Source organism: Nonomuraea antimicrobica (assembly GCF_039536965.1).
In the GTDB taxonomy this organism is placed as follows: domain Bacteria; phylum Actinomycetota; class Actinomycetes; order Streptosporangiales; family Streptosporangiaceae; genus Nonomuraea; species Nonomuraea antimicrobica.
Genome location: NZ_BAAAZP010000172.1, coordinates 24,698 through 47,259, shown reverse-complemented (window position 1 = coordinate 47,259; position 22,562 = coordinate 24,698). Strand labels below are relative to the sequence as shown.

The following is a 22,562-nucleotide window of genomic DNA, read 5'->3' as shown; positions in this document are numbered from 1 at the left end:
GCAGGCCCGCGCCGTCACCGACCCTGCGGCCGAGGCGGCCGAGGTCGCCAAGTCCCTGGAGGCGGTGGCCACCGACCTCAACCGGCGCGCCGCCGCGGCCGACGGGCCGGCCGCCGAGATCCTCGAGGCCCTCGCCATGATCGCCGAGGATCCCGTGCTGCTGGAGGAGGCCGAAGCCCTGGCCCGCGACGGTACGGACGCCGCCCACGCCCTCGACACGGCCTTCACCCGGCACCGCGACACCCTGGCGGCGCTCGGCGGCTACCTCGCCGAGCGGGCCGCCGACCTCGACGACCTCAGGAACCGGGCGGTGGCGTACGCGCTCGGCCTGCCGATGCCCGGCCTGCCCGCGCCCGGCCATCCGTACGTGCTGGTCGCCGGTGACCTCTCCCCCGCCGACACCGTGGGCCTGGGCCCCGACGTACTGGCCCTGGTCACCGAGCGCGGCGGCCCCACCAGCCACACCGCGATCCTGGCCCGCGCCAAGGGCCTGCCCGCCGTGGTGGCCTGTCCCGGCGTCATGGGTCTCGGCGACGGCACGGTGATCGGCGTCGACGGGGGCACCGGCGAGGTCGCGGTCGGGCTCACCGAGAGCCAGGCGGCCGAGGTGGCCGTGGCCGAACGGGCCCGCGTGGCCAGGCTCGCGGCGCTGCGAGGGCCGGGCAGGACCGCCGACGGGCATCCGGTCAAGCTGCTGCTCAACATCGGCTCGGCCGCCGACCTGCGGCCGGGCGCGGAGGGGGTGGGCCTGTTCAGGACGGAGTTCCTGTTCCTCGACCGCAGGCAGGCGCCGTCGTACGAGGAGCAGGTGAGCGCGTACGCGGAGGTGTTCGGGCAGGCGGAGCACGTGGTCGTGCGCACGCTCGACGCGGGCACCGACAAGCCGCTGCCGTTCCTGGGGCTGCCCGCGGAGGACAACCCCGCCCTGGGCGTGCGGGGGGTGCGCGTGGACCGGGTGCTGCCCGGCGTCCTCGACACGCAGCTCGACGCGATCGCCGAGGCGGCGCGGCGGACGGCCGCCCGGCCGTGGGTGATGGCGCCCATGGTCACCACCGCGTCGGAGGCGGGCGACTTCGCCCGGCGGGCGCGGGCCAGGGGCATCGCCCAGGTGGGCGTGATGGTCGAGGTCCCGGCCGCCGCCCTGCGCGCGGACCGGCTGCTGCGCGAGGTCGACTTCCTCAGCATCGGGACGAACGACCTGGCCCAGTACACCTTCGCCGCCGACCGCCAGCACCCCGTCCTGGCCGACCTGCTCGACCCGCGCCAGCCCGCCCTGCTGGAGCTGATCGCCCTGTGCGCGCGGGCCGGCCGCGAGGCGGGCAAGCCGGTCGGGGTGTGCGGCGAGGCGGCCGGCGACCCGCTGATGGCGCCGCTGCTGGCCGGGCTGGGGGTGACGAGCCTGTCGATGGCCGCGGTCTGCGTGCCCGCGGTACGGGAGGCGCTGGCAGGGCTCACCCTGCGGGAATGCGAGCACCGCGCCCGCGCCGCCCTGGACTAAGGGCGTGTCCCGTGATCACATGACTGGGTTTCGGAGCCGGATTCGGATCGAGGCGACATCAACGGTGCCCTGATAGGCGGGCGGTCAGTCCAGCTCGTAGATCAGCAGGGTGCCGTCGACGCGCCGGGCCAGAGCCCATAGCCGGGTGGTGCCCGGCACCGGGACGATGTCCACGAATCCCGCCCACCCTCCTTCCGCGGGCAGCGTCGATCTGGTCCAGCGGCCGTCGCGAAAGTTGAGCACGTACGACTGTCCGTGGGCGGGGTTGACGGCGATCCACACGCCGCCGACCCGGTCGGCGCGGACGGCGGGCAGCCAGGTCGCGGTCAGCGGCAGGTCCAGCCACGTCCACGCGGTGCCGTCCCAGCGCGCGACCATACCGCGGCCCGGCAGCTCGCAGGACCCGGACCGCTCGGAGCGGCTCTGCGTCACCAGCCACACGTCGTCGTGGGCGCGGGCCGCCATACCGTAGAAGCCGCCGGCGGGCGAAGGAGGGCACCCGGGCGCGGGAGGAAGGGGAGTGGTGACCCATCCGGAGCTGTCCCGCCGTATCACTGTGGCCACTCCCTGGGAATGGGCCACCGCCCATACCTCGCCCCTGTCGGGGGCGGCGACGCGCGAGACCCAGTCATGGTCGCCGTACGGGCTCGACTCGGGAACCGGTTTCCACGAGCCTCCGTCCCAGTGGCTGAGCCCGGATCCGGAATAGTCGTCCGGGCCGCCGTACTCGGAGATCCAGACGTCGTCCTTGGCCCCGACAGCGACGGATTCACGCGCGAACCTGCTGGCCCACGGGCGATGCACCCACCGGTCGCCGGTCAGTTGGAACGGGCGGTCCCCGGTGAACATCCACAGGTCGTCGCCTGAGGGGGAGGCGGCGAACTCCGCGTTGGAGCCCTTGACACCCTTCGGCAGCGCGGTGGGCCGCCAGGAGAGGCCGTCCCAGCGGAGCATCGTCCAGGACCGGGAACTGCTTTCTCGTCGGCTCCGCTCCAGCAAAGCCCAGGCCTGTCCCCGTCCGGTGGCGCCTATCGCGCCGAATTCCGTGGAAGCCATCTCTCCGGTCAATCCCCGCACCGCGTACGTCAGCCGCCACGTGGCCACCCGCGTCGCGCTCATGTCTGCGCCGCACACCGCGAGCAGGAGGACGAGGACGGTCACGAATTTCATGAACGATCATGATATTTCGCGCCAGGAGGGCGCGGCTGGTTTTGGCCATGCGCGGCCGACGCCTCGAGCTGAGCTGGCAGCAGGACGCTGAGCGCCCCCAGCTCAGAGCTGATTTGACGGGCCAAGACACTTTCGGTGGCGGCACTCCCCGACACGCGCCCCAAGCACGGACCAGCACATGGGCGGGGGCCGTCGTCAGCCGGTGCCCCAGCCGTGGGTCTTCATGAGCCGCGCCGCGACCCGGGCGAACCGCTCCCCGTCGAGCACCGCGCCCTCGCGCCGGATGTCGTCCTCGTCCAGCACGAAGACCCGGTCGAGCCGCACGTACGACACCCGCTCGTCACGCCCCCACGTGCCCAGTTCGAGCCAGTCGGGGCCGTCGTCGCCCCTGCTGGACAGCATCATGCCCAGCAGCCTGCGCCCGGAGCGGCCGACGATCAGCAGCGGCCGGTCCTTGCCCCGCGACGGGTCCTCCTCGTACGGGACCCACGCCCAGACGATCTCCCCGGGGTCGGCCAGGCCGTCGAGGTCGGGAGAGTAGGCCAGGGTGGCGGCCCCCTGGAGCAGGTGGATCTCGCGTACCGCACCCCGGGCCGGCCGGGGGTCCTCACCTAGATCGCGCATTGGGGGAGCTTACGGCGCATCCCGCCCCGAGATCCACCCGGCCCCGCACCCGCGCCTGCGGCTGTCTCACTCGAAGCGGTCAGCCGAGGCCGGAGAAGAACGCCCTGAGGTCGTCCACGAACAGGTCCGGGGCCTGGAGGGCGGCGTAGTGCCCGCCCCGCTCGTACTCCGACCAGTGCACCACGTTGTGCACCTGGTCGGCGTAGCGGCGCACGGTCGAGTCCCCGGGGAAGAGCGCGATGCCGGTCGGCGTCGGGTCGGGCTCGGCGGGCGGGGCCCAGTCGGGGGCGCTCTCCCGGTAGAGGCGGCCGGACGAGCCGGCGGTCCTGGTGAACCAGTAGAGGGCCACGTTGGTCAGGACGTCGTCCGGGGCGAGCCCGCCCACGTCCTGACCCCAGGAGGCGCCCCAGGAGGCGCCCCAGGAGGCGCCCCAGGAGGCGCCCCAGGAGGCGAACGCGTCGAGGTTCCAGGCGAGCAGCCCGGCGGGCGAGTCGGTCAGGGCGTAGGCGAGGGTCTGCGGGCGGGTGCCCTGGATGACGGCGTACCCGGAGACCTGCTGCCACTTCTCCACCCCACCGGCCCGCGCCCGTTCCTCGTCCGTGAGGCCGGACAGGTCGTCGGTGGGGAACGCGGTCACGGACGCGTTCAGGTGCACCCCGATCACCCGTCCAGGGGCGGCGCGGCCGACGGCGGCTGAGATGAGCGAGCCGAAGTCGCCGCCCTGCACGCCGAACCGGTCGTAACCGAGCTGGTCCATCAGCGAGACCCACGCGGCGGCGACCCGCCGCACGCCCCAGCCGGGCTCCCGGCTGGGGCTGGAGAAGGCGAAGCCCGGGATGGACGGGACGACCACGTGGAAGTCCCGGCTGAGCGGCGCCGCCACGTGCGAGAAGTCCGCGAAGGAGCTGGGCCAGCCGTGGGTCAGCAGCAGCGGCGTCGCGTCGGGCCGCGCCGAGCGGACGTGGGCGAAGTGCACGCGCTGCCCGTCGATCTCGGTCGTGTACTGCGGCAGCGCGTTCAGCCGCGCCTCGTGCGCGCGCCAGGAGTAACCCTCCCGCCAGTACGCCGCCAGCTCCCGCACCGCCTCCGGCGGCACCCCGTACGACCATCCGGCCCCGCCGAGCGCGTCGGGCCAGATCGTCCTGTCCAGCCGCTCGCGCAGATCGTCGAGCCGGTCCTGCGCTATGTCGATCACGAATTTCTCCATGCCCGGCAAGCTAGGCGCCATTGCGGCCAGAGACGGGCCACAATAGGGACATGTTGCCCGCCTCAACCCGATTGCTGCGCCTGCTGTCCCTCCTGCAGAGCCGTCGCGACTGGTCCAGCGCCGACCTGGCCGAACGGCTCGGCGTGGCCCCGCGTACGGTCCGCCGCGACGTCGAACGGCTGCGCGGCCTCGGTTACCCGGTGCAGTCCACGCCGGGGGTCGCGGGCGGCTACCGCCTGGGCGCGGGCGCGCGGCTGCCGCCGCTGCTGCTGGACGACGAGGAGGCCGTGGCGGTGGCGGTGGGGCTGCGTACGGCCGCGAACGGCACCGTGACCGGCATCGAGGAGACCTCCCTGCGAGCGCTGGCCAAGCTGGAGCAGGTGCTGCCCGCCCGCCTGCGCGACCGGGTCAACACGCTGCAGACCCACACCGTACGGATCAACCGCGACGGCCCCACCGTCGACGCCGAGGTGCTCACCCACATCGCCGCCGCCTGCCGTGACCGCGAGCAGCTCCGCTTCGACTACACGGGCCACCGGGGCGAGCCCGCGACGCGCAGGGCCGAGCCGCACAGCCTGGTCAGCAAGGGCAACCGCTGGTACCTGGTCGGCTGGGACGCCGACCGGCGCGACTGGCGCACGTACCGGGCCGACCGGATCCGGCTGCGCACCCCCAACGGCCCCCGGTTCGCCCCGCGCGAGCCGCCCGCGCCCGACGTGGCCGCCTGGCTGGACAACCGCCTGATCCACGAGATGTGGCCGATGCGGGCCCGGTTCCTGGTGCACGCCCCCGCCGAGCGGCTGGCCGGGCAGACCTCCGGCACCGTGGAGCCGGTCGGCGACGACCGCTGCGTGCTCACGCTGCGCGGCGACGACCTGCACCTGATGGCCGTGGTGGTGGCCTTCCTCGACGTGGACTTCGAGGTGCTGGACCCGCCCGAGCTGAAGGAGCGCCTGCGCGCGCTCGGCCGCCGCCTGCTCCTCTAGAATCTGATTCTGTGTCGTCGACGTCAGCGTTCTTCACGCGAAAGAGGGACGAGCTCGTCCCCGCGCCGCGCGCCCGCGGCCCCTGGTCCCCCGACATGCTGCACGGCCGCCTGCTCGGCGGGCTGGCCGCCCGTGCCCTGGAGGAGCGCCACGCCGGGCCCGGCCTGCGCTTCGCCCGGCTGACCGTCGACCTGTTCCGCAACAGCCCTCTGCTGCCGGTCAGAGTGGAGACGTCCCTGGTCAGGGACGGCCGCAGGATCCGGGTGGCCGACGCCACGATCTCCACCGACCAGGGCGTGATCGGGCGGGCCTGCGCGGTGCTGCTGCGGCAGGGCGAGCAGCCCGAAGGCGAGCCCCTGCTGGCCACGCCCGCCTGGGACGAGCCGCCGCCCTCGGGGCCGCCGGAGGAGGGCGGCGCGTGGACGCCGCCGTTCGACCTGTGGCGGCTGACCCCGTGGGGCGCTCCCGGCGCGGGACGGGTGTGGATGCGCGAACGGCATCCGCTGGTGGACGACGAGCCGCTGACCCCGTTCGTCCGCGCGGCACTGGCCGCCGACTTCGCCAGCCCGCTCAGCAACGTGCAGGCCGGCGGGCTGCGCTTCATCAACGCCGACTACACGCTCACGCTGGCCCGGCCACCGGAGGGCGAGTTCGTCGGCATGGAGTCGGCCGGGCACGTCAGCGCCGACGGCGTCGCGACCGGGCAGGTGACCGTGCACGACACCGCCGGGCCGCTCGGCTTCTGCGTGGTGACGGCCGTCGCCAACCCGACCACCGTGGACGGCCGCTGACCCTGCTCGCGGCGCATCCACGCGGAGACGACCGCCGCCGGGCGCTAGGCCGGGCGTTCCGAGCGGTCGCCGGACCAGTCGGTGTGGAAGGCGCCCTCCTTGTCCACGCGGTGGTAGGTGTGCGCGCCGAAGTAGTCGCGCAGCCCCTGCACCAGCGCCGCCGGGAGGCGGTCGCGGCGCAGCCCGTCGTAGTAGGCCAGGGCCGAGGAGAAGCCGGGCGTCGGCACGCCGATCTGCACCGCCGTGGTGACCACGCGCCGCCACGCCTCCTGCGCGCTCTCCAGCGCCCCGGCGAACGCCGGGTCGGCCAGCAGCGTCGGGAGCTGCGGGTTCGCGTCGTACGCGGCCCGGATCCGGTCGAGGAACTTGGCCCGGATGATGCAGCCGCCCCGCCAGATCGTGGCCATGGCCCCGAGGTCGAGGTCCCAGCCGTATTCCTTCGAGGCCGCCGCCATCTGGTCGAAGCCCTGGGCGTAGGCCACGATCTTGGAGGCGTACAGGGCGTGGCGTACGTCGTCGACCAGGTCGCGCCCGCCGACGCCGGACAGGTCGGGCCCGCTCAGCGACCGGGCCGCGGCCCGCTGCTCGGGGTGGCCGGACAACGCGCGGGCGAACGTCGCCTCGGCGATGCCCGTCACCGGCACGCCCAGGTCGAGCGCGCTCTGCACGGTCCAGCGGCCGGTGCCCTTCTGCTCGGCCTGGTCGACCACGACGTCCACGAACGGCTTGCCGGTCTCGGCGTCGACCTGGTCGAGCACCTCGGCGGTGATCTCGATCAGGTACGAGTCGAGCTCGCCCCGGTTCCACTCCCTGAACACCTCGGCCAGCTCGGCCGGCGTCGCCCCCAGGGCCTGGCGCAGCAGGTCGTACGACTCCGCGATGAGCTGCATGTCGGAGTATTCGATGCCGTTGTGCACCATCTTCACGAAGTGCCCGGCGCCGTCGGGGCCCACGTGCACCGAACACGGCACGCCGTCCACCTTGGCCGCGATGTCCTGAAGGATCGGGCCGAGCGCCTCCCACGACTCCTTCGACCCGCCCGGCATGATGCTCGGGCCGAGCAGCGCGCCCTCCTCGCCGCCGGAGATGCCGGTGCCGACGAAGTGCAGGCCGCGCTCGCGCAGCGCGGCCTCGCGGCGGCGGGTGTCCGCGAAGTGCGCGTTGCCGCCGTCGACGATCATGTCGCCGGGCTCCATCAGGTCGGCGAGCTGCTCGATCACCGCGTCGGTGCCCGCTCCCGCCTTCACCATGATGATCGCCCGCCGTGGCCGCTTCAGCGAGGCCACGAACCCGGCGAGGTCTTCCGACGGCACGAACGTGCCCTCGCCGCCGAACTCCTGCACCAACTGCCGCGTGCGGCCCGACGAACGGTTGTGCACCGCCACCGCGTACCCGTGCCTGGCCAGGTTCCTGGCCAGGTTGCGCCCCATGGTCGCCAGGCCGGTGACGCCGATGTCTGCCAAGTCCATTTCAGCTCCTCTGTGGGGGATACGCATGATCCAGCTCGGGGGGTCGCAGTGATATTCCCACCTAGGCGGCCCGGCTAGTCGCTCTGCCGGACGCCGAGTTCGTCGAGCCGGTCCAGCATGTCAGCCGGATCCGCGTACACCCTGAAGGCGCCCGCCCGCTCGAGCTCGTCCCTGCCGTACCCACCGGACAGCAACCCGATGCCCAGCGCGCCGGCCCGGCGGGCGGCGAGCAGGTCCCAGACGCTGTCGCCCACCACCATGGCATGCCGGGGATCCACGTGTACCAGTGCCGCACCGGCGAGGAACAGGTCGGGGTCGGGCTTGGCCCGGCGCACGAGGTCGCGGGTGACCATCGGCGTGTCCTCGGGCAGGCCGAGCAGGCCCAGCGACAGGCGGGCCGTACGGGCGTAGCCGCTGGTGGCGATGGCCCACGGCACGCCGCGCGCGGTCAGCTCGGCCAGCAGCTCCGTCGCGCCGGGCAGCGGCCTGACGGAGCCGACCTGCTGCTCGTACGCCTCGGCGTGGGTGGTCTGCAGCTCGTGTATCTCCTCCTGGGTCAGCTTGAGCCCCGTCTCGCGCAGCAGCGCGCTGACGAACAGCCCGCCGCTCATGCCGATGCGCCGGTGGATGCGCCACACCGACAGGTCGATGCCCATCCCGGACAGCGCCTGCCGCCAGGCCAGCACGTGCTGGTAGACGCTGTCGATCAGGGTGCCGTCGAGGTCGAAGAGGAAGGCGGGCGTGGGCGTCTGCGGGAAGTCACGCATGCGTCCATGACACCATGACGGGATGCGGATCATCATCGCGGGTGGACACGGCAAGATCGCGCTGAAGCTGGCGGCCCGGCTCACTTCGGGCCCTGTGGGGGACACAGCGGAGGCCACAGTGGGGAGCGCGGTGGGGAGCGCATTGCGGAGCACGGTGGGGAGCGCGGTGGGGCTGGTGCGCAACCCGGCGCACGTGGCCGACGTGGCGGCCGCCGGAGCCGAGGCCGTGGTGTGCGACCTGGAGAGCGCGGGCGTCGAGGAGGTCGCGCGGATCGTCGAGGGGGCGGACGCCGTGGTGTTCGCGGCCGGGGCGGGGCCGGGCAGCGGCGTGGCGCGCAAGGACACCGTGGACCGGGCCGCTTCGGTGCTGCTCGCGGACGCGGCCGAGCGCGCGGGGGTGCGGCGGTTCGTCCAGATCTCGTCGATGGGCGCGGGCAGGCCGCCCGTGCCCGGCCGCGACGCGGTGTGGGCCGCGTACATCACGGCCAAGACCGAGGCCGAGGACGACCTGCGCGCCCGCGACCTGGACTGGACGATCCTGCGCCCCGGCCGCCTCACCGACGAGCCGGGCACCGGGCTGGTCCGGCTGGCCGCCGAGGTGCCGCCGGGCTCGGTGCCCCGCGACGACGTGGCCGCCGTGATCGTGGCGCTGCTGGGCGACCCCGGCACGGCCGGGCGGACGCTGGAGCTCGTCTCCGGCGACACGCCCATCGCCGACGCCGTCGCGACCGGGTGACTCCCGAGCGGGCGAGCCCCTGGTCCGCCCGGACGGACCGGTGGGTAGGCCACGGCCGTGGCCGGATGCTTTGCCGAATACTTGCTATGACTTGCGGCATATGCGGCTAGATGTCCCCTGAGCGCTAGGGGGGCATCAGCCATGTCGGACATGCCGTTCAGATCATTCTTCGGCGGGGACCCGTTCAGGGGGTTCGAAGAGCTCACCGGCCGCGTGTTCGGGGGGATGGAGGGCTGGCCGCCGTCCCGCCCCGGCGTGCAGCGGGTGGACGTGGGCCGGATGCTCAGCGCCGAGGCCAGGGAGGTGCTCAGCCAGGCGCTGGAGGACGCCGGCCGGCGCGGCGCACCCGACCTCGACGTCCTCGACCTGCTCGACGCGCTGGCCGGGTCCGAGACCGTGCAGGCCATGCTGCGCGGCGCCGGGGTGGACGTCGGGCGGCTGCGCGACCGGATCGCCGCCGCCGCCGGTCCAGGCCAGGCCGGCGAGCCGCCCACGACGCTGTCCCCGGCGGCCAAGCGCGCCATCCTGGACGCCCAGCGCATCTCGCGGGCGCTGCAGTCGTCGTACATCGGGCCCGAGCACCTCCTGCTCGCGCTGGCCGCCAACCCCGACTCCCTCGCCGCCCGCCTCCTCCACGAGCAGGGCGTCACGGCGAACGAGCTGCAGCAGGCCCTCCTCTCCGGCGCGGCCCGTGCGGGCGGCGGCGCGGGCCGTCCCGCCACCGACACGCCCTCGCTCGACGAGTACGGCCGCGACATCACCGAGGAGGCCCGCCAGGGCCGCATCGACCCGGTCGTGGGCCGCGAGGACGAGATCGAGCAGTGCATCGAGGTGCTGTCGCGGCGCACCAAGAACAACCCGTGCCTGATCGGCGAGCCCGGCGTCGGCAAGACCGCGATCGTCGAGGGCATCGCCCAGCGCATCGTGAACGGCAGCGTCCCCGACCCGCTCAAGAACCGGCGGGTCGTCGCCCTCGACCTGACCGGGATGGTGGCGGGGACGAAGTACCGGGGCGAGTTCGAGGAGCGCATCAAGAAGGTCATCGACGAGGTGCGCGCGCACGCCGACGAGGTCATCGTGTTCATCGACGAGGTGCACACGCTGGTCGGGGCGGGCTCGGCCGAGGGCGGCATGGACGCGGCCAACATCCTCAAACCGGCCCTGGCCCGCGGCGAGCTGCACGTCATCGCGGCCACGACCATCGACGAGTACCGCAAGAACATCGAGAAGGACGCCGCGCTCGAACGCCGTTTCCAGCCGCTCCTGGTCTCCGAGCCCACCGTGGAGCAGACGGTCGAGATCCTGGCCGGGCTGCGCGACGCGTACGAGGCCCACCACCAGGTCCGCATCACCGACGAGGCGCTCGACGCGGCTGCCCACCTGTCGGACCGCTACGTGTCCGACCGCTTCCTGCCCGACAAGGCGATCGACCTCATGGACCAGGCGGCGGCCCGGGTGCGGCTGCGCTCGCGTACGCCCGGCGCGGACGTGCGCGAGCTGGAGGAGCGCCTCGACGCGCTGCACCGCGACAAGGACCAGGCCATCCACTCCGACGACTTCGACCGCGCCAAGGAGCTGACCGCGCAGATCGACAAGGTCCGGCCGGAGCTGGAGCGGGCCAGGCACGGCGCGGACGACGTCCCGCAGGTCATGGTGGAGGACATCGCCCAGGTCGTCTCCCGCCGCACCGGCATCCCGGTCACCCAGCTCACCGAGCAGGAGCGCGACCGGCTGATGCGGCTGGAGGAGCACCTGCACGAACGGGTCATCGGCCAGGACGAGGCCGTCACCGCCATCGCCGAGGCCGTGCGCAGGGGGCGGGCGGGCCTGTCGGACCCGAACCGGCCGATCGGCAGCTTCCTGTTCCTCGGGCCGACGGGCGTCGGCAAGACGGAGCTGGCCAGGGCCCTGGCCGCGGCCCTGTTCGGGGGCGAGGACCACATGGTGCGCATCGACATGAGCGAGTTCCAGGAGCGCCACACGCTCTCGCGGCTCATCGGCGCGCCGCCCGGATACGTCGGGTACGAGGAGGCGGGGCAGCTCACCGAGGCCGTACGCCGCCGTCCGCACGGGGTGATCCTGCTGGACGAGGTCGAGAAGGCCCACCCGGACGTCATGAACGTCCTGTTGCAGATGCTCGACGACGGCCGCCTGACCGACGGGCACGGCCGTACGGTCGACTTCACCAACACGATCGTCATCATGACCAGCAACATCGGCGCCCAGCTCATCCTGGACTTCTCCGGCGATCCGCAGCAGCTCGAGGACCGGCTCATGGACCTGCTGCGGCACTCGCTGCGGCCGGAGCTGCTCAACCGCATCGACGAGACGATCGTCTTCAGGCGGCTGGAGCGCGACCAGCTCCGCCAGATCGTGGACCTGCTGCTGGAGCGCACCCGGCAGCGGCTGCGCGGCCAGGACGTGGCGCTGACGGTCACGGACGAGGCCAAGGACTGGCTGGTGGGGCGCGGTTACCAGCCGGAGTTCGGTGCCCGGCCGCTGCGCCGCACGGTGCAGCGGGAGCTGGACAACCGGCTGTCGGCGATGTTGCTGACGGGCGAGGTCACCGAGGGCGGCGAGGTGACGGTGGACGTCGAGAACGGCGAGCTTCGCCTGCGCGCTCAGAACCCCCAACCGGCCACCTGACCTCGCGCCGCGAGCCACGGCCCCGCTTCCGAGGGGTGGTGACCCGAGACCGGGCCGCACGGGCGGCGCGCGTCAGCCCGGCAGCACGGCGGCCAGCTCGGGGATGCGGGCGCGGTAGCCGTCCAGCAGCCGGTGGGCCGTCGTCACCGAGTCGACCAGCGGATGCAGCGCGAACGCCGCCGCCGCCAGCCCCGACGACCCGGTCAGCGCGGCCTCGATGGTCGTCTGCTCCATCGCCTTGACCTGCTGCATCAGCCCCAGGAAGCGGCCCGGCAGCGGGCTGGTGGCCAGCGGGCGCACGCCGGAGCCGTCGACCGCGCAGGGGATCTCCACCACGGCGTCGTCCGGCAGGCCGGGCACGGCGGCCCCATTGCGCACGTTGAGGATCATGGTGGCGGGCTCGCCCCTGGCGATGGCGGCCATGAGGGCCAGCGCGACCCCCTCGTACCCGCCGGCCTCCAGGTCGGCGGCGTCCCGCTCGCCGGCGTCGGCGCTGTCGCGGGCCTCCGCCATGTAGCTCGCGTCGCGCTCCTGCCGGGCCCTGCGCCACTCGGCCAGCGCGTCGCCGGGCCGGGCGCGTACGGCGGCGTAGAACCGGTCCTGCTGCTCCAGCAGCGACTCGCCCCGGGTGCGCCCCGCGCCGGCGGCCACCGCCTCCCTGGCGAAGTAGTAGTAGTACAGGTACTCGTTGGGCAGCGCCCCCAGCGAGCGCACCCAGTCGGCGCCCAGCAGCCGGGCCTCCTCGACCCGCCGCAGCGCCGCGTCGTCGGCCAGCAGCCGGGGCAGCACGTCGCGCCCCTCGTACGTGAGCCCGCACAGCCACCCGAGATGGTTGAGCCCCACGTAGCCGGGCGACACCCGTGCCGGGTCGAGCCCGAGGGCGCGGGCGGCCCGCCGGACCAGCCCGATCGGCGTGTCGCAGATGCCGATAACGCGGTCGCCGAGCACCCGCCGCATCGCCTCGGTGACCATCCCGGCGGGGTTGGTGAAGTTGATGACCCACGCCCGGGGCGCCAGGGCGGCCACCCGCTCGGCCACCCGCACCGCGACCGGCACGGTACGCAGCCCGTAGGCCACCCCGCCCGGCCCGGTCGTCTCCTGGCCGACGAGGCCCAGCTCCAGCGCCACGCGTTCGTCGGCGGTGCGGCCGGCCAGCCCGCCGACCCGGATGGCCGAGAAGACGAACGACGCGTCACGCAGCGCGGCGTCGAGGTCGGTCGTGACGTGGACGCGGGGCGGGTCGTCGTGCCCGGCGGCCAGCCCGCGCAGGACGTGGGAGACGGCCTCCAGCCGCTCGGGCGAGACGTCGTAGAGCACCACCTCCTCCACGCGCGGCTTGGCGGTGTCGCGCAGGAGCGCGCCGTAGACGAGCGGGACCCGGAAGCCTCCGCCGCCGAGAACGGCCAGCCTCATCCTCATCCCTTCACGTGAGCAGCACCTCGGCTCCCGCCGAGGCGCAGGTGCGCAGCGTCGCCTGGTCGGCGCCGTCGTTGGTGACGATCACATCGATGTCCTCGGGCCCGCACACCCGCAGGGCGCCGGTGCCGGGGAACTTGTGCCGGTCGACGAGCAGCACCACCTGCCCGGCGGCGGCCATCATGGCCCGCTTCAGCGGCACCTCGGCCAGCGTGGTGTCGACGAGCTGCCCGTCGGGGCGCACGCCGCTGGCGCCCAGGAACACCCGGTCGGCCACCACCTGCCGCAGCGCGCCCTCCGTCAGCATCCCGACCAGCGAGTGGTACGGCCTGCGCAGCATGCCGCCGAGCAGCAGCAGCTCGACCTCGGGGTCGGCGCGCAGCACGTCGAGGACGGCGAGGCTGGAGGTCACGACGGTGACGCGGCGCCCGCGCAGCCGCCTGGCCAGCCGCATCGTGGTCGTGCCGATGTCGAGCAGCACCACGTCGCCGTCGGCGACGAGCTGCGCGGCGCGCTCGGCCACGGCCTCCTTGTCCTGCTCGTCGGTGGCCGCGACCTCGGCGAACGGCCGGTCGGCGTCGGCGTCGACGCCGGCCAGGGCGCCGCCGCGGACCCGGCGCAGGGTGCCGTCGCGGTCGAGCACCTCGAGATCCCTGCGGATGGTGGACGGGCTCACGCCGAGCTGGCTGGCGAGATCGCGCACGCTCGTGGCACCCGAGCTGCGGACGCGGCGCATGATCTCGGCATGCCTGAGGCGCTGGAGCACGGCGGAAGTGTATCAGTCAGTTTCGCGCACAAGTAAGCATCTTCCGCCAACACTTGCGTCAAGACACTTGAACTGTGCGCGCAAACGTGCAAGATTGCGCACAGCCCGGTGTGTCGAGGAGGACCTATTACCGTGTCTGTCCAGGCGTACGACCCTCTCGCCGGAGAGCGCACTCCCGAGGGTCCGCAGTTCGACGTCTTCCTGGCCGGAACAGTCTTCCTGGACATCATCTTCACGGGCCTGCCCGCGATGCCCGCGGCGGGCACGGAGATCTGGGCCGAGGGCATGGGCTCGTGCCCGGGCGGCATCGCCAACCTCGCCATCGCGACCAGCCGCCTGGGGCTGCGCACGTCGCTGGCGGCGGCGTTCGGCGACGACGACTACGGCGACTTCTGCTGGCGCACGCTGGAGGAGCAGGAGTCGGTCGACCTGTCGAGGTCGCGGCGCTTCGAGCACTGGCACTCCCCCGTGACGGTCTCCATGGCGGTCAACCGCGACCGCAGCATGGTCACGCACGGCCACCCGGCGCCCATGCCCGCCTCCGAGATGATCGGCACGCCGCCGCGCTCGCGGGCGGTGATCGTCACGCTGTCGCCCGAGGAGCCGCTCGGCTCGCCCGGCGGCTCGTGCAACTGGGCCGAGCTGGCCCACCGCGACGGCGCGCTCATCTTCGCCGACGTCGGCTGGGACCCCTCGGGCGCCTGGCCTGGCTCGGTGCTGGACCAGCTCGCGGTCTGCCACGCGTTCATGCCGAACGCGATCGAGGCCATGGCCTACACGGGGGCCGAGACGCCGCGCGACGCGCTGTACGCCCTCGCCGACAAGGTGCCGCTGGCCGTGGTGACCGACGGCGCCAACGGGGCGATGGCGATCGACTCGACGACGGGCGAGGAGGCGTTCGTGCCGGCGCCGCGGGTGACGGCGCTCGACCCGACGGGCGCGGGTGACGTGTTCGGGGCGGGCTTCGTGCTCGGCACGCTGTCCAGGTGGCCGCTGGCCGACCGGCTGGCGTTCGCGGGGGTGTGCGCGGCGCTGGCGGTGCAGCAGTTCGGCGGCTCGCTGGCCGCGCCCGGCTGGGGCGACATCGCCGACTGGTGGCACGAGGTGCGGGCGGCGGCCGACCGCAGCGGCGCGTACGGCAGCTCGCTGGCCCGCCGCTACGCCTTCCTCGACCGGCTGGTCCCGGCGGTCCCGGTCGGCGCGGTACGCCGCGCCGCCGCCACCATCGCCCGCTACGCCGACGTGGGGATGGACGGAGGGATGAACACGAGCATGGCACCCTCCTCCGCCCCGCCACGGCACGAGGACCCGGACCCGCCGCGCAGGCCCGTGCAGAAGGAGTAGAACGCATGACACCCCCGAAGCGACAACCCCGCGCCCGCCGGACACTCACCCCGCTCACCCTGCTTGTTGCGGGCGCCACGGCCCTTGCCGGATGCGCGCCCGGCTCCTCCGCCCCTCCCGCCGCCTCCTCCCCGCAGTCGAGCGCCTCCCCGGTGCGCACCGACGCCGCCGCCCTGGGCAACGTCACGCTGACCGTCTGGGACCAGGAGGTACGCGGCGGTCAGGCCGCCCAGATGGAGCGGCTCAACACCGCCTTCCAGGCCAAGTACCCCAACATCAAGCTCAACCGGGTGTCCCGCTCGTTCGACGACCTCACCACCACGCTGCGCCTGGCGCTGAGCGGCAACGAGCCGCCCGACGTCGTCGAGGCCAACAACGGCCGCTCCTCGATGGGCGCGTTCGTCAAGGCCGGGCAGCTCCGGCCGCTGGACGCCTACGCCGAGGCGTACGGCTGGAAGGAGCGCTACCCCGAGACCGTGCTGCGGTATTCGCGCTACAGCGCCGACGGCAAGCTGTTCGGCGAGGGCAACCTGTACGGCCTGCCGCAGGTCGGCGAGGTCGTCGGCGTCTTCTACAACGCCGCCAAGCTGACCGAGCTGGGCCTGGAGCCGCCCGCGACCTGGGCCGACTTCGAGTCCGCGCTCGCGAAGTCCAAGGCGGCGGGCCAGGTGCCGCTCCAGTTCGGCAACCTCGACAAGTGGCCGGCCGTGCACGTGTTCGGCACCGTGCAGAGCCGGGGCGTCCCGAAGGAGCAGATCGGCACGCTCGCCTTCGGCCGCAAGGGCGCCTCCTGGACCACCCCCGAGAACGTCAAGGCCGCCGAGCAGCTCGTGAGCTGGGTGGACAAGGGGTACTTCGCCAAGGGCTTCAACGGGCAGGGCTACGACGCGGCCTGGCAGGCGTTCGGCAAGGGCCAGGGCGTCTTCCTCATCGCGGGCACCTGGCTGCTGGCCGACCTGGGCAAGGCGCTCGGCGACGACCTGGGCTTCATGCTGCCGCCGGGCGCCACGGCCGGCGCCGCGCCGGTGGCGACCGGGGGCACGGGGCTGCCGTTCGCGATCACGGCCAAGAGCCCCCATCCGGACGCGGCGGCGGCCTACATCGACTTCATCACCAGCGCCGACGCCATGAAGGTGCTCACCGAGACGGGCAACCTGCCGGTCGCCGACACGGGCGCGCAGAGCGTGCGGGAGGGGCCGCAGCAGGACGTCTTCACCGCGTTCGGCACGGTGAGCGGGAAGGACGGGCTGGTGCCCTACCTCGACTACGCCACCCCGACGTTCGCCGACACGCTGGGCGCGGCCCTTCAGGACCTGCTCGCCGAGAAGGCCACCCCGCAGGAGTTCCTGGCCACCCTGGAGAAGGACTACCAGACCTTCTCCGCGCAGAACGGCTAGCGTGGCAGCCGGGAAGGCGGGGTCTCAGGGAGGGCCCGCCGCCGTGGCGGCCAGGACCTCCGGGTCCCCGGGAGAGCCCCGCCGCGTCGCCTACCTCTATCTGCTGCCCGCCTTCGCCGTCTACGCGGTGTTCCTGCTGTATCCGATCGGGCGCGCGGTGCAGCTCTCCCTGTACGACTGGGACGGGCTGACCCTCGGCACCTGGGCCGGGCTGGACAACTACGTGGCCATCGTCGCGGACGAGGGGCTGCGGGCCGCCTTCGCGCACGCCCTGGTGCTCATCGTGTTCTACGCGGTCGCGCCCCTGGTCATCGGGCTGGCGCTGGCCGCGATCCTCAACCACGCCAAGGTGCGCGGGCTGGGCTTCTTCCGCACCGTGGTGTTCCTGCCGCAGGTGATCGCCATGGTCGTGGTGGCGGTGGCGTGGCGGCGCGTCTACGCCCCCGACGGCTCGCTCAACTCGCTGCTCGGCGCGCTCGGGCTCGACTCGCTGACGCGCGGCTGGCTGGGCGACTACGCCTTCGCGCTGCCCGCGGTCGGGGTGGTGGGCACGTGGTTCGAGACGGGGCTGGTGACCGTGCTGCTGCTGGCGGGCATGAGCCGCATCCCCGGCGAGCTGTACGAGGCGGCCCGCCTCGACGGGGCCGGGGCCGTGCGCGAGTTCTTCGCGGTCACGCTGCCGTCGGTGCGCGGGGAGATCGCGGTGGCGCTGACGCTGACGGTGATCGCCGCCCTGCGCACGTTCGACCTGGTGTACGTCACCACCCGCGGCGGGCCGGGCGACTCCACGTCCGTGCCGTCGTACGAGGTGTACCACCGGGCGTTCGGGCTAGGGCAGGTGGGGTCGGCGGCGGCCGTCGGGGTCACGCTCACCGTAGTGATCTTCGTGATCTCGTTCGGGATCAACCGCTTCGCGGACAGGAGGCTCTCGTGATCTCCCGCTGGGAACGACTGGCCAACTACGTCATCCTGTCGGCGTTCGCCGCGTTCGCGCTCTATCCCGTCGTCGTGATCCTCGGGGCCGCGCTCGGCCCCGCCGACAGCGGCGGCACGGCCGGGCTGGCCAACTTCGCGGCGGCCTGGGAGGCCGGCCGGTTCGGCACCTACCTGCGTACCAGCCTGGCGGTGTCGGGGTTCGTGGTGGTCGTCAGCGTCCTGCTGTCCATCATGAGCGGGTACGCGTTCGGCACGATGCGCTTTCGCGGCCGGTCCGCGCTGTTCTACCTGTTCATGCTCGGGATCATGATGCCGAGCGAGGCCGTGGCGGTGCCCCTCTACTTCGACCTGCGCAGCCTGGGCCTCATCGACACGTTCTGGTCGATCTCGCTGCCGCAGGTCGCGTTGTCGGTGGCGTTCGGCACGTTCTGGATGCGGGCGTACTTCCTGGCCTCGAACCGGGCGATCGTCGAGGCGGCCCGCATCGACGGCGCGTCGAGCTGGCGCATCCTGTGGCAGGTGCTCCTGCCGCCCGCCCGTCCCGCCGTCGTCACGCTGACCGTCCTGGTCTTCATGTGGACCTGGAACGAGTTCCTCATCCCGCTGATCATGGTGACCAGCGAGTCACTGCGTACGGCGCCCCTGGGGCTGGCCTTCTTCCAGGGCCAGTACACCTCCGGCTTCACGCTGCTGGCGGCCGGATCGGTGATCGTCGCCACCCCTGTTGTGATCTTCTACCTGTTCCTCCAGCGCCACTTCGTCCGCGGGCTGCTCCAAGGCGCGGTCCGCGACTGATTCCGGAGGTTCGATGCGTACCAGTCCCTCGGCCGATCCCACCACCCACCACCACGTCACCGGCCTCGCCCGCACGGGCGTCAGGCGCCGCCGGGCACTGCTGACCGCCGCGGTCGCCCTCGTGCTCACCTCGACCGCCCCCGCACTCCCCGCCACCGCGACCGCCACGACCGGCGCGGCCGCCGGTGCGGCGGAGCCCGTCGACCTGGACGCGTTGTTCGTCGGCGCGCACCCGGACGACGAAGCCTCCACCCTGTCCACGCTGGGCCAGTGGAACGAGGACCACGACGTGCGCACCGGCGTCGTCACCGTCACCAGGGGCGAGGGCGGCGGGAACGCCGTCGGGCCCGAGGAGGGGCCGGCGCTCGGGCTGCTGCGCGAGGCCGAGGAGCGGACGGCGGTCGGCAAGGCGGGCGTCAGCGAGGTGTTCAACCTCGACGACGTCGACTTCTACTACACGGTGAGCGCCCCGCTGACCGACCAGGTGTGGGGCGGCGACACCTTGGAGAAGGTGGTCCGCCTCGTCCGCCAGACCCGTCCCGAGATCCTGCTGACCATGGATCCGGCCCCCACGCCGGGCAACCACGGCAACCACCAGGAGGCCGCGCGGCTGGCCGTCGAGGCGTTCTACGCGGCGGCCGACCCCAAGGCGTTCCCCGAGCAGATCACCCGTGAGGGACTGCGTCCCTTCGCACCGGCCCGCCTGCTGACCGGCGGGGCGCGCGGCACCGCCCAGCCGGGCCAGAGCTGCGCGTCGGCGTTCCGTCCCGCCAACCCGGCGCAGAACGTGTTCGGCGTGTGGAGCGGGCGCGCCTCGCCCAGCCGGGGCAAGACGTGGGCGGCCGTCGAACGCGAGGCCCAGCGCACGTACGCCTCCCAGGGCTGGGCCGGTTTCCCCGACGTGCCGTCCGACCCGGCCCAGCTCGGCTGCGACTTCTTCACGCAGGTGGACGCCCGCGTGCCGGTCCCGCAACCGGGCACGGCGGCCGCCGCGGCACCGACGGCCGTCCTCGACGGCGCGCTGACCAGGCCGGACGGGACCGTCCCGCTCGGCACCCGGTTCGGCCTGCGGACGAACGGCTTCGACGTGCGGCCCGGCGCTGCGTTCACGGTCGAGGTCGCCGTGACGGCGCCGCCCCGTGAGCCGCTCGGCCGCTCGACGGTGGCACTCCGCGTGCCCGAGGGCTGGCAGGCCACCGGGTCCGGGGAGCTGGGCAGGATCGGCGCCGGGCGGGACGCGTCCGCCACGTTCACGGTCACGCCGCCGCCCGGGGCGCAGGCCGGCCGGGCCCGCGTCGCGGCCACCCTCACCAGCGAACGGGGCGGCGGCTACACCGACCGGCAGGTCGAGGTGAGCCCGGCCGTACGCGGGGCGCAGCAGCCGCTCCCCCAGGTGGCCCAGTACGAGAAGTGGACCGCCGAGGTCGGCGTGCCGCACCTGCGCGGCCTGGTCGCGCCCGTGCTCACCCTCCCCTCCGGCGGCGCCAGGCAGGTCGGCGTCCAGGTCACGAACGTGAGCGGCGCGCCGCGGTCGGGCACCGTCCGCCTGGACCTGCCCGCCGGGTTCACCGCCGACCGCGCCGAGGCGCCGTACAGCGGGCTGGCCGCGGGGGCGACGACGACGGTGCCGTTCACCGTCACCAACACCGACCCTTCGCTGAAGACGTCCAACGAGGGCGGCGACTACGCCTACACCATCACCACGACGAGCCAGGACGGCTCCGCCACCAGCCGCCCCGCGCTCGAACTGGTCCCGGCCGCCACCGTCCCCCAGGCGACGGCGGCCCCGGCCGTGGACGGGGCAGAGGGCGACGCCGAGTACGCGGGCCCGGCACTGAACATCTCCCGCCTGTGGGAGGGCTCCGCCTGCGCGTCGGCCGCCGACTGCTCGGGCACGGCCAAGGTCACCTGGCACGACGACACGCTCTACCTGCTCGTCCAGGTGAAGGACGACGTGCTGGGCACCCGCCTGGCCGCCGCGGACTGCAAGCGGCACTGGCGTACCGACGCGGTGGAGGTCACCCTCGACCCGCGCGGCGCCTCCGAGAACACCTCGACGACGTTCAAGACCGCCGTGCTGCCGGTGACGGCCGAGGGCCCGCCGTGCCACCTGCGGGACGCCGACAACCGCCAGGGGACGGGCGAGCAGACGGCGCCGGGGATGCGGGTGGCCGCGACGGTGTCGGCCGGGGCGTACACGGTCGAGATGGCGATCCCGATGGCGGTGCTGCCGGGCGCCGTGGACCCGGCCCACCTGGGCCTGAACATCCTGGTGTACGACTCCGACACCCAGGACAGGACCGGCCAGACCCGGATCGGCTGGTCGACGTGGGGCGGGGTGCAGGGCGACCCGTACCGGTGGGGTGTGGCCACCCTGCCCGGATACCGCCCTCCGCCGGACCGTCCCACGACGCCGCCCGACCCGGTGATCCCGGACACGGTGCTGTCCAGCCTCGACTCACCCCAGTCCCTGGAGCAGGCCGTACGGGTACGCCTGCCCCTGGCCGGAGGCCCCGCGGCCACAGAGGGCGGCCGGGTGGTCTCGGCCTCGGGCGGGCGGGACGCGGTGCGGGCGACCCTGCGCGCGGACTCGGCGGGCAAAGCCCACCTGTTCGTACGGGACGCCCAGGGAACGGCCGGCAGCCGGGTGGTCACGGTGCCCGGCCGCGGCACCACGACCGTGACCGTCCCCCTGACCCGCGCCCTGGGCTCCGGCGGCGCGGTGGTCGCCGGGTGGGAAGCCGGCGACGGCGGCACGGCAGCCTCCCGAGTCACCGTCCGCTGACCGCCGACCCGTGATCGGCGATGACCGACGCTCGCCGTCGTCGCCGGTCACGGGTGAGGCCGTGGGACCTCGCCTCACTTTCGGTGATTCGATGACTACTCTTCGGGTAGGGGAGCAGAAAGCCAACGTCCCCCGCGGGGCGGAGCGTCGTCGTCCCCCAGACCCCGGCGTTCGTCCGCGCCCCCCGCGCCCACGAAAGGGAGTCCCCCGTGCCCGCCCAAGAGCCCGCCCAAGAGCCCGGCGCGCCTGCCCAGGAGCGCTGCGCCACCATGCCGGTCCACCGCCGCCTCCTGTCGTCCTCACCCCGCTACGCCGTGGCGCTCGCCGCCATCGAGAACGAGACGTTCGCCAGGAAGAACGCCCGCGTCGCCGCCCGCGAGGAGGTGGTCACCATCCCCGTGGTCGTCCACGTCGTCCACCACACCCCCGAGCAGGACCTCGGCCAGGACCAGATCGACAGCCAGCTCAAAGTGCTCAACGAGGACTTCCGGCGCGCCAACCCCGACATCGCCAAGGTGCCCGACGTGTGGCGGGACCTCGCGGCCGACGCGCTGCTGGAGTTCCGGCTCGCCGACACCGACCCCGACGGCAACCCCACCTCCGGAGTCGTACGCCGCCAGACCGACACCGAGAGCTTCTCCACCGACGACGGGGTCAAGATCGGCTCCCGGGGAGGCTCCGACGCCTGGCCCGCCGACCAATACCTCAACGTCTGGGTGTGCGAGCTGAGGCACGCCCTGGGGTACGCCGCCTTCCCCGGAGGCCCCGCCGAGCTGGACGGGGTGGTGATCAGCCACAGCGCGTTCGGCACCATGGGCACGGTGGCCGAGCCGTTCCACGGCGGCCGCACCGCCACCCACGAGATCGGGCACTGGCTCAACCTGCGCCACATCTGGGGCGACGACGGCGACGGCTGTTCGGGCACCGACTTCGTCGACGACACGCCCAACCAGGCGGGATTCAACCGCGGCACCCCGTCGTTCCCCAAGCTGAGCTGCGCGAACGGCCCTCACGGGGACATGTTCATGAACTACATGGACTACGTGGCGGACGCCGCGATGTTCATGTTCACGAAGGGACAGGCCGAACGGATGGACGCGGCGCTGGCCGGGCCGCGGTCGTCGTTCCTGTCGCCTCGGGTCAGGGAGAGCATGCGGATGTCCGCACCGGCCACCTGACGCCGCCACGCCTCGGGGCCGAGCGGGGTTCAGGCACGGAGACGCCCGTGC

At 73.5% G+C, this 22,562-nt stretch carries 18 protein-coding genes; 11 read left to right on the top strand and 7 right to left on the bottom strand.

Annotated features, from left to right (window positions below; genetic code table 11):
- A partial coding sequence (ptsP, locus tag ABD844_RS41120) for a phosphoenolpyruvate--protein phosphotransferase (protein ID WP_344891077.1) occupies positions 1-1,498 on the top strand: 1,498 nt, incomplete at its 5' end.
- An 84-nt stretch (positions 1,499-1,582) separates the two neighbouring features.
- On the opposite strand, the gene ABD844_RS41115 is transcribed toward ptsP, so the two are convergent.
- The 3 genes from ABD844_RS41115 to ABD844_RS41105 form a co-directional block, all read right to left on the bottom strand.
- Entirely contained in the window at positions 1,583-2,668 is a 1,086-nt protein-coding gene (locus ABD844_RS41115) for a hypothetical protein (RefSeq protein WP_344891071.1), read from the bottom strand.
- A gap of 195 nt (positions 2,669-2,863) precedes the next feature.
- Complete coding sequence (locus ABD844_RS41110; protein WP_344891068.1) at positions 2,864-3,292, bottom strand: type II toxin-antitoxin system PemK/MazF family toxin; 429 nt, start codon at positions 3,290-3,292, stop codon at positions 2,864-2,866.
- Between the two features lie 79 nt (positions 3,293-3,371).
- Positions 3,372-4,499, bottom strand: a complete 1,128-nt coding sequence (locus tag ABD844_RS41105) for an epoxide hydrolase family protein (RefSeq protein ID WP_344891065.1) — start codon at positions 4,497-4,499, stop codon at positions 3,372-3,374.
- A gap of 50 nt (positions 4,500-4,549) precedes the next feature.
- Here ABD844_RS41105 and ABD844_RS41100 point away from each other — a divergent pair, with 50 nt between their 5' ends.
- Together ABD844_RS41100 and ABD844_RS41095 are read left to right on the top strand one after the other, a co-directional pair.
- A complete protein-coding gene (locus tag ABD844_RS41100) occupies positions 4,550-5,485 on the top strand; it encodes a helix-turn-helix transcriptional regulator (protein WP_344891061.1) in 936 nt (311 codons plus the stop codon).
- An 11-nt stretch (positions 5,486-5,496) separates the two neighbouring features.
- The gene (locus ABD844_RS41095) at positions 5,497-6,276 is read left to right on the top strand and encodes an acyl-CoA thioesterase domain-containing protein (protein ID WP_344891058.1); all 780 of its coding nucleotides are present in this window, start codon (positions 5,497-5,499) and stop codon (positions 6,274-6,276) included.
- A gap of 44 nt (positions 6,277-6,320) precedes the next feature.
- On the opposite strand, the gene gndA is transcribed toward ABD844_RS41095, so the two are convergent.
- A complete protein-coding gene (gene gndA / locus ABD844_RS41090) occupies positions 6,321-7,745 on the bottom strand; it encodes an NADP-dependent phosphogluconate dehydrogenase (RefSeq protein WP_344891054.1) in 1,425 nt (474 codons plus the stop codon).
- A 74-nt stretch (positions 7,746-7,819) separates the two neighbouring features.
- Positions 7,820-8,512 carry an HAD family hydrolase gene (locus tag ABD844_RS41085; RefSeq protein ID WP_344891050.1) on the bottom strand — a complete coding sequence of 231 codons (693 nt, stop codon included), beginning with the start codon at positions 8,510-8,512 and terminating at the stop codon, positions 7,820-7,822.
- 22 nt (positions 8,513-8,534) lie between these two features.
- Here ABD844_RS41085 and ABD844_RS41080 point away from each other — a divergent pair, with 22 nt between their 5' ends.
- Positions 8,535-9,248 (top strand): NAD(P)H-binding protein, encoded by a 714-nt coding sequence (locus tag ABD844_RS41080; protein WP_344891047.1) that lies wholly within the window; start codon positions 8,535-8,537, stop codon positions 9,246-9,248.
- Between the two features lie 141 nt (positions 9,249-9,389).
- Positions 9,390-11,894 carry an ATP-dependent Clp protease ATP-binding subunit gene (locus tag ABD844_RS41075; RefSeq protein WP_344891044.1) on the top strand — a complete coding sequence of 835 codons (2,505 nt, stop codon included), beginning with the start codon at positions 9,390-9,392 and terminating at the stop codon, positions 11,892-11,894.
- Between the two features lie 72 nt (positions 11,895-11,966).
- Here the strand turns inward: ABD844_RS41075 and ABD844_RS41070 are convergent, their stop codons facing one another.
- Positions 11,967-13,307: a 6-phospho-beta-glucosidase gene (locus ABD844_RS41070; RefSeq protein WP_344891039.1), complete on the bottom strand. Its 1,341-nt coding sequence runs from the start codon at positions 13,305-13,307 to the stop codon at positions 11,967-11,969.
- Between the two features lie 10 nt (positions 13,308-13,317).
- Positions 13,318-14,076 carry a DeoR/GlpR family DNA-binding transcription regulator gene (locus ABD844_RS41065; protein WP_344891036.1) on the bottom strand — a complete coding sequence of 253 codons (759 nt, stop codon included), beginning with the start codon at positions 14,074-14,076 and terminating at the stop codon, positions 13,318-13,320.
- 132 nt (positions 14,077-14,208) lie between these two features.
- Between ABD844_RS41065 and ABD844_RS41060 the strand changes: the two genes are divergently transcribed.
- From ABD844_RS41060 to ABD844_RS41035, 6 genes are all read left to right on the top strand, one after another.
- A complete protein-coding gene (locus ABD844_RS41060) occupies positions 14,209-15,420 on the top strand; it encodes a PfkB family carbohydrate kinase (RefSeq protein WP_344891033.1) in 1,212 nt (403 codons plus the stop codon).
- 5 nt (positions 15,421-15,425) lie between these two features.
- The gene (locus ABD844_RS41055; protein WP_344891029.1) at positions 15,426-16,817 is read left to right on the top strand and encodes an extracellular solute-binding protein; all 1,392 of its coding nucleotides are present in this window, start codon (positions 15,426-15,428) and stop codon (positions 16,815-16,817) included.
- A 1-nt stretch (position 16,818) separates the two neighbouring features.
- Positions 16,819-17,751, top strand: a complete 933-nt coding sequence (locus ABD844_RS41050) for a carbohydrate ABC transporter permease (protein WP_344891026.1) — start codon at positions 16,819-16,821, stop codon at positions 17,749-17,751.
- The gene (locus tag ABD844_RS41045; protein ID WP_344891023.1) at positions 17,748-18,548 is read left to right on the top strand and encodes a carbohydrate ABC transporter permease; all 801 of its coding nucleotides are present in this window, start codon (positions 17,748-17,750) and stop codon (positions 18,546-18,548) included. Before ABD844_RS41050 ends, ABD844_RS41045 begins: the two co-directional genes overlap by 4 nt.
- Positions 18,549-18,561: 13 nt before the next feature.
- Entirely contained in the window at positions 18,562-21,333 is a 2,772-nt protein-coding gene (locus ABD844_RS41040; RefSeq protein WP_344891020.1) for a sugar-binding protein, read from the top strand.
- A gap of 209 nt (positions 21,334-21,542) precedes the next feature.
- Positions 21,543-22,511, top strand: a complete 969-nt coding sequence (locus ABD844_RS41035) for a zinc metalloprotease (RefSeq protein ID WP_344891017.1) — start codon at positions 21,543-21,545, stop codon at positions 22,509-22,511.
- Positions 22,512-22,562 lie beyond the last annotated feature (51 nt).